The following is a 399-nucleotide window of genomic DNA, read 5'->3' on the forward strand; positions in this document are numbered from 1 at the left end:
TATTGGAAGGGCTGCGATTACAACAGCAGCGATATGTTCAACGGGCCGGACGGCTGGGAGAAATACGACGCCCTGTCGGCCTTTGAAAAAACTCCCTACGAAATGCGACTGTTCGAACAGCCGGTGTGGAAGCGCGCCGACCAGCTTGAGCGCGGCGATGTGGTGTTGGGGTATGAAAATGATTATAAGGATTACTATGTAGTAGAGGATTACCGCCCGCTGTATACCTACCGTGATACCGACCAGGCTTGGATACAGCCGATCAATCTGGCCTACGGCTGGGAGCAGTCGGATCGGGGCAACACTTATGAGATGGTGCTGGATGAAGAATCGCGGAACCGTCCGACACGGGATTGGCTGGACGTGCCGAACGACGAGAACCTGCTGTATGTGGATGAG

At 54.6% G+C, this 399-nt stretch carries 1 pseudogene; it reads left to right on the top strand.

Features of this window, described 5'->3' with window-relative positions:
- A pseudogene (locus tag ACTHSL_RS13130) lies at positions 1-399 on the top strand (hypothetical protein); the annotation flags it as partial.

It is taken from the genome of Neisseria sp. P0008.S010 (genome assembly GCF_051962715.1).
GTDB classification, from domain to species: Bacteria; Pseudomonadota; Gammaproteobacteria; order Burkholderiales; family Neisseriaceae; genus Neisseria; species Neisseria elongata.